This is a genomic window from Mesorhizobium sp. M7A.F.Ca.CA.003.01.2.1, assembly GCF_003998945.1.
GTDB classification, from domain to species: Bacteria; Pseudomonadota; Alphaproteobacteria; order Rhizobiales; family Rhizobiaceae; genus Mesorhizobium; species Mesorhizobium ciceri.
The window spans coordinates 1-6,334 of sequence record NZ_RZRA01000247.1 but is presented as its reverse complement, the minus strand read 5'-3'; the positions used below and the strand labels follow the sequence as shown (position 1 = coordinate 6,334).

The 6,334-nt window shown below is 56.7% G+C and carries 4 protein-coding genes; 1 reads left to right on the top strand and 3 read right to left on the bottom strand.

Annotation, left to right across the window (positions count from 1 at the left end):
• The coding region (locus EN969_RS12595) for a DUF4406 domain-containing protein (RefSeq protein ID WP_127419153.1) at positions 1-1,884 on the bottom strand (1,884 nt) is incomplete at its 3' end.
• On the bottom strand, positions 1,881-4,244 hold the full coding sequence (locus EN969_RS12590; protein ID WP_063168609.1) for an ATP-binding protein: 2,364 nt from the start codon (positions 4,242-4,244) through the stop codon (positions 1,881-1,883). The genes EN969_RS12590 and EN969_RS12595, both read right to left, overlap by 4 nt.
• Before the next feature lie 691 nt (positions 4,245-4,935).
• Between EN969_RS12590 and EN969_RS12580 the strand changes: the two genes are divergently transcribed.
• Positions 4,936-5,886 carry an EamA family transporter gene (locus EN969_RS12580; protein ID WP_063168610.1) on the top strand — a complete coding sequence of 317 codons (951 nt, stop codon included), beginning with the start codon at positions 4,936-4,938 and terminating at the stop codon, positions 5,884-5,886.
• Positions 5,887-5,969: 83 nt separating this feature from the next.
• Here the strand turns inward: EN969_RS12580 and EN969_RS12575 are convergent, their stop codons facing one another.
• The gene (locus EN969_RS12575) at positions 5,970-6,119 is read right to left on the bottom strand and encodes a hypothetical protein (protein ID WP_086081318.1); all 150 of its coding nucleotides are present in this window, start codon (positions 6,117-6,119) and stop codon (positions 5,970-5,972) included.
• Between the last annotated feature and the right edge of the window lie 215 nt (positions 6,120-6,334).

The window sequence follows — 6,334 nt, the reverse complement described above, 5'->3', positions numbered from 1 at the left end:
CTGCAATTCCACACCATGGTGCGGCTCAAGGCTGTCAATGACGTCGCGTAACTTCTCAAGTCCTTGCGAGACGTCAAAGACTATCCAATGCTCTGCTTTTCCCGGGACAAGCACGCCAGCAGCACTCTTAGTTGCGCCATGATGCATCTGCACCACCCATGCCCGTTTGCCATCGTGAACCCACTCGAAACGCACCGGGCCCAATTCGGCCGCACCCGCATGCAGGCGTTCAACGTCCGCGATAATTGACGACGGAAGTATCTCTGCCTTGGCAGTGCCTAACATGAACCTGTCACCCACACCGCGTAGCCCCTCGGTGACGATCTCCCCGCTCTGGAGCACTATCGACGCACCGGAATAGAGCGGCTCAACACTTGCTTGTCCCAGAATCGAAGCGATTAACTTGTGGTCCGGATCTTCTTCCTGCATGATCCTAAAGGGGTCGCTCCAGCCGCGCGTTGTCGTGAATTTGCCCGGTGTCTGCTCGATTGGTGCAGTGCGACACCAGACCTCCGACGAACCCGTTGCTTGGCCGAACGTAAACGGTGCCACCCGCCGATTGACCACAGTAGTGCGCGGTACTGGCAGGCCAATGAGGTGTGCGACAAGAAGCCCGAAGACCTTATCGCCAAGCATATGACTAAATCTGTTGGGCCACTGCGCTACCGGAAACAAATCTAACCCTTTGTGTTCAGCAATCTCCCATCCCAACGTGTGCATGCGACGCCAGCCACGTGGCCGGGGATGCAGACTGAATTCCAGGCGCGTGTTTTCGGGAACTGCCAAATCCGGTTCGAAACCGTAAACCGTAGCGAGGAGTCGGAATCCCCAACCGAGAGGTAGAGAAGCTGTGCCTGCCTTCTCTACCGCGCGAGGCGTATCGTCGGGAGCAAACTCGATGATCTTCCCAAGCACCACCCCGGAAACGCCACCATCGTGGATATCGACCGTTTCATTTACGATGGTATGCAGACCTTCGCGCGTGAGGCGTGCGATCGCATCGACAATATCGTTAACTCGAGTCAGACCGTATATGAATTCGCGGCTAAGCGGGCTTTCAGGTGTAAAGCTTCTCACATTCACGGAGCCGTCAGCGCTTCGCGCAAGGAGTGTCTCGGCAACTTCGGTAACGTTGGAGAATATGCGGTTAGGGCTTTCCCCAAGGACGCGTGAATACGCCTGCTTTGGTTTCCCACGATGCGGTTCATAGCTGACGAATTGCGCTACGTTGATAAGTTCAGCGAGCCGATCGAGCGAAGCGTCTTTTCGCGGAATGCCACCACCCGGCACGTAGACTACAGTCGCCACTGTTGTTTCGAGTTGGCTATATGCAGCACGCAATGTGTTCTGGAGAGCGAGCGGCGGCACAGCCAGTGCATCAACGCGAGCGAGTGCGCGGCTGATTGCGGCGACACCATCTCGTGCGACGATGGGCGATCCGTCAACACGAGCGGTGGGGATGCCTTCGAGATGTGCACGGCAGAATTCAGAGGCACTACCCGCGCTGTATTCCCATCCGTCCATTAACAGGATGCGGCTCGCGTGAGCTGAGATGAACTGCTGCCACAACTCTAGATAATCTTCTTGGGTCCAACCGTTAATGAATAGGCTCGCTGGCTCAACCACCGGCTCCGAGCCCCTGGCGCGGAGCAGTTCGGCTGTCGCTTTGAGCTGGTTCTCGTTCGGAATAATCACCTGCTCGACAAGTTCGGCACGATAAGCGCTCGCATCGGCCTCAAGCTGATATCCGATCTTGCTCCACCAATCTATGAACCGCAGTCCCGACGTGATCGGGCCGCTGAGATAGACGACCTTTCGTGATCCGAAGGCAGAACGCCAAGCTTGACGGATGCCGCTTAGCGGCTGGGGGGATTGAGCTGTCATTTCCTAACGTATTCCGGACTGCGCCGCTTAACGAACCTTAAGGATTCTTCTCTGAGCTTAAGTTCACTAGCGAACGAAGCCAGCTTGCCATTCTTTTCATCAGCCTTAAATAAAGCCGCGCAATCGAGAGCCGGATTTTTCTTTTCCTTAAGGACTGCGCCCTCCCGCGCTGCCATCTCGATAAGGGGCAGGAACTCGCGTTCAATTGCCTCCCGATCGTCTATTTCGTCGAATGCGCCATTGTAGAGGCGAAGAGTCGTTGTGCGTCCCCATTCCAAGAACTCACTCTCAAGTTCCGTCACACTTTGACTGTTACCAACCTGGCGAACAACACGCGCCACTGCAGCCTCGATATCCTTATAGCCCAAGAAGAATGAAGCACTCCGCAGGATACTCCATTTACCGGATTTCTCGATATTGTCAGGATTCAGCGCATGGTCGGCCGGGAGATTTCCCTTTTCGATCGCATCTTTCAGAAAATTCTTTATCATCTTCTGCCTTGAAGTAGCATCCGGCGGAAGCAGTAGGTAATTCTCGTCGATACGCCCCGTTCTACGGATCGCCGGATCGATGCGATATGCGTAATTGGTAGCCATGATGAAGATACCGCGCTTCGCTCGGCGCAAGTTATTAAACTTGGTCAGCATGCCAGGCGTCATGAACTTGAATACGGTATCTTGCTGGCCATGCCGCTTCGAGCTTCGATCCAGCACGAGTTCGTCAATCTCGTCGAAGAGGACCACGACGTCCGCCTGCGCCTCAAGCACCTCAAAGATCATTTTAGCGCGCGCTTCCACCTCGCCCCCGCCACCTGCCAGAAAGTCGCTGACGGTAATCGTTACGAGCGGAAAGCCGAGCGCATCCGCTAAATTTTCAGCAACGCTGGTTTTGCCGGTGCCAGGCGGGCCATAAATTAACATAGAATAATTTCGGGGACTTCCGCCGAGCCAAGGCAAAAGGAACTCCTCTTCTACCTTACGATAGGTCTCGAAGTATGGCCCGAGTGAGGTTATCGGCTCAAAGCTCTCCCTCAGATCTGCTTTGTCATCCGGGGCCGCGGCCGTTGTCGTCTTTCGAGCTAGTTGCATCGCTTGGGTCGCAGGACTCCAAGACTGTTTGGCACGTTGAGGCTTTCGAACGTTGAAGCGAGACAGTCGCAGCGTGGTGCGAGCTATGTGGCCGTGGAGGCTACGCCGGTATCCCAGAAGAAAATCGACTACCTGCGCGGTATCCCAAAGTTGGATCGAGTCAGGATCCGCGACATGGTCCGAGTGCCAGCCTGAAACTCGGCGTGGCGTTCCTTCAACATCGATTGTGACGCGCCTCGCCGCAAGCCAACTCCAGAAGCGGCGAAACAGAGCTATGTATCGTTCCGAGCGCCCATGAAACCGCTCGTCCTTATCTAGTCTCTGGCAGCACCGCAGAAGTGAATTTGCGGCCTCCACACTTATTGGGAAAAGTACAAACCCCTTTACGGTGCGCAGGAAGGGCTTACTTGGGCGCCAGTGAGCACTAGTCTGCTGCGCTTGCTCGAGGACATCAAGAACACGGTCGAATAGACGCACATCTATTGTCTGCTCCGAGAGGAGCAGCACGCCCTCCAAAGAGAAGATCAACTCGGCAGGATCGAAGCGGCTGTCCGGGATATTTGAGTACGAAAGCTGATCGTGAAGTGTACTCTCAAAGTAGCGCAGATATGCAGCTCTGCCTTCTATCTCTTGCCCCAGCGTATGAGCTGCACGCACGACTAACAAAGGAACGAATGCGTTGGGTACGACTTTTGATTCCGTCAAGCCTCTGTTCTTAAAAATAAAAAAACTGACGAAGCTGTTCGTCGGATCAATCTTTACGAGTTTCTGAACGACGATCCTGGCATCGGCCATGAGATCATCGGTCCCACCAGGTGTCGCCGACAAAACCTCGGCAAGAAACGACATGGTTAGCGGGTCATTGGTCCCGTAGGTAGGAGAAATCGTTGTTATGGTTTGGGCTCTGGTCTCAGAACGGGCTTCTCTAAGCTCAGCGACCAACCTGTCAAATGCCTTCTTTCGCGCTTCATCCAGCTTTTTCGCGTATTGACCGCCAACCTCAAATGCATAGCCTGGACGAGATGTGCCAACTCGTTGCGACTCGCGAAGAAGATCGATTGCGCGGATCATCATTGTCATCGTGCTATGCGAAATCTTGTGCTTGTCATTTTCTTTTCGGCGATCGGGAATTTCATAGGGCCAGTTGGGTTTCTCCGAATTGAACGTTCCCGCAATCGTTTCTCCTGTTTCTAGAAGCACTCGATCGATGGCGGCAATGTCTTCCCGATCACGTTGGATTCCATCACTGAGATAGGATTCGAGAGTATGCAAATGACCTCTGGAGTTCACTGTTCCTGTGCCGCAAGCGACCGATTCGGTATAAGGGCACTGTAGTGTTTAGGAAAGGGTGACCGCATCACTCAACCTGAGCCTAACGCATCCATACTAAGCGATACGCGCCCAGGGAGCTGTGATCCACCGCAACCCGCCCCTCAACTGAAAGCTTCCCTACCACCCATTCGCCACCATCAGCACGTTGCCCGTCTCCTGCTCCGCTGCTGGTGCAGCTATATTGCGCCGATGGCGGCAATTGCCAGTAGGAACATGCCCGCCGTGATCGCTGTCTTCTCGGAATGTTCTGCCGGGCGAAGTTTGGTGTGAAAGAGGACTCCCGCCGGGCCATGCCCAGGTATCCAGCCTGCAAGGAACGTCCCACTATCCCCTCAATGCCGCTTAAAATACTACACCTCGCGCTCATGCTTCTCCATCGCCTCACGCGTCTCGAACGTTCCCAGATTCCGCCTTTTCCCGGTCTTCTCATCCTCCTAGCGCGAATAAAGCCGGTATTTTCCGCATTTCATTTTCCGGATCATTTCGCTCTCCCTGGCTGATAGTTTCCCCTTGCCCTTGAGGTCCGCGCGGCTGCCCAGATTCCTCCTCGACCTCTCAAAACGGATGCACGACCCAACGACACAGGCTATATTGCCCCGTCTGGCCGAGGTCATCGAAGGGGAGGCATGACATGCAGGCAATGCCGATAGCGCATCAAGCCGCGCAACCCGTGCGCCCCATATCCTCCCTGGCCGGCTATCCGGCCGCCGTCCTGTGCTGGCTGCTTTCGGCCGGTGTCTACATCGCGGCCAAATGGGTGGCGCCTGAAATGCCGCCCTGGGGTCTCTGTTTCTGGCGGCTGACGCTTGCCTGCGCCATCCTGCTGCCGATCGTGCACCGTCATCACGAGGCGATGATCGGGCTTTTGCGAACGCGCGCCGTGGAGGTCGTCGCCGTGGGGGCGATCGGCCTGACGCTCTGCCAGGGTATGATCTACCATGGCCTCAACCACACCGACGCCACCACGGCCGGCATCATCATGGCGCTGTCGCCGGTCATGACGATGGTGCTTGCCCGTTTCGTGCTTGGCGAGCCGCTCGGCCTGTGGAAGTCGCTTGGCGCGCTGGTTGCGCTTGCCGGGATGATTTTCATCGTTGCCCACGGCAACCTGACGGCGCTGCTGCAGCTCAAGCTCAACGCCGGCGAGCTGTGGATCGTCGGCAGCGCGTTCTGCTGGGGCCTCTACACCGTGCTTTTGCGCCGTGCCAAATTCGGCATCGAACTCCTGCCGATGGTCGTGCTGCTGCTCGGCGCCGGTGCGCTGGTCGCCTTGCCTTTCCATGCGTGGGAATTGTTCAACGACGAACGCTCCGCCATGAACGTCCACAGCCTTCTCGCGCTCGCCTATCTGGCAGGTCCCGGCGGCGCCCTGATGTACTACCTCTACAACAAAAGCGTGCAAACGCTGGGTGCTAGCCGGGCAAGCATGCTGCTCTACCTGCAGACGGTGTTCGTGGCCGTGCTCGCCTATCTGCTGCTCGGCGAGGGCTTGCACGATTACGACCTGGTCGGTGCGGCCTTCATCGTCGCCGGCATCGTGCTCGCTACCGTAGTCAGGCCAGCTCAACCACGCGTGGCGTAGACATCTTGCGGGTGACGGCTGTATTCAGCGCCGGCCGCATTGGCGTTTGGTGAGTCACCATTGCGACAGCCAGAGGCCCCCTCTCAATGCCGCTTGAAATACTGCACCTCCTTCTCGTGCTTCTCCGCCGCCTCGCGCGTATCGAACGTTCCGAGGTTGCGCCGCTTGCCGGTCTTGTCGTCCTTCTTGCGCGAATACAGCCGGTATTTGCCGTCCTTGAGTTTTCGGATCATCTCGCTCTCCCTGGCTAGGATTGGCCCTGATCAAGGTTTCCGCTTACCGGGCGGCGGCCTGCCGACCAGCGCCTGCGTCTTGTCGCCATGCTCATTCCCCGGTTGTGTCAGGGATCAACGCCGTTCCAATCCAAATGATCCACCCGTTCGAAGGCAGCACTCTACGGCGCCCCCCCTCTGGCCTGCCGGCCATCTCCCCCACAAGTGGGGAGATG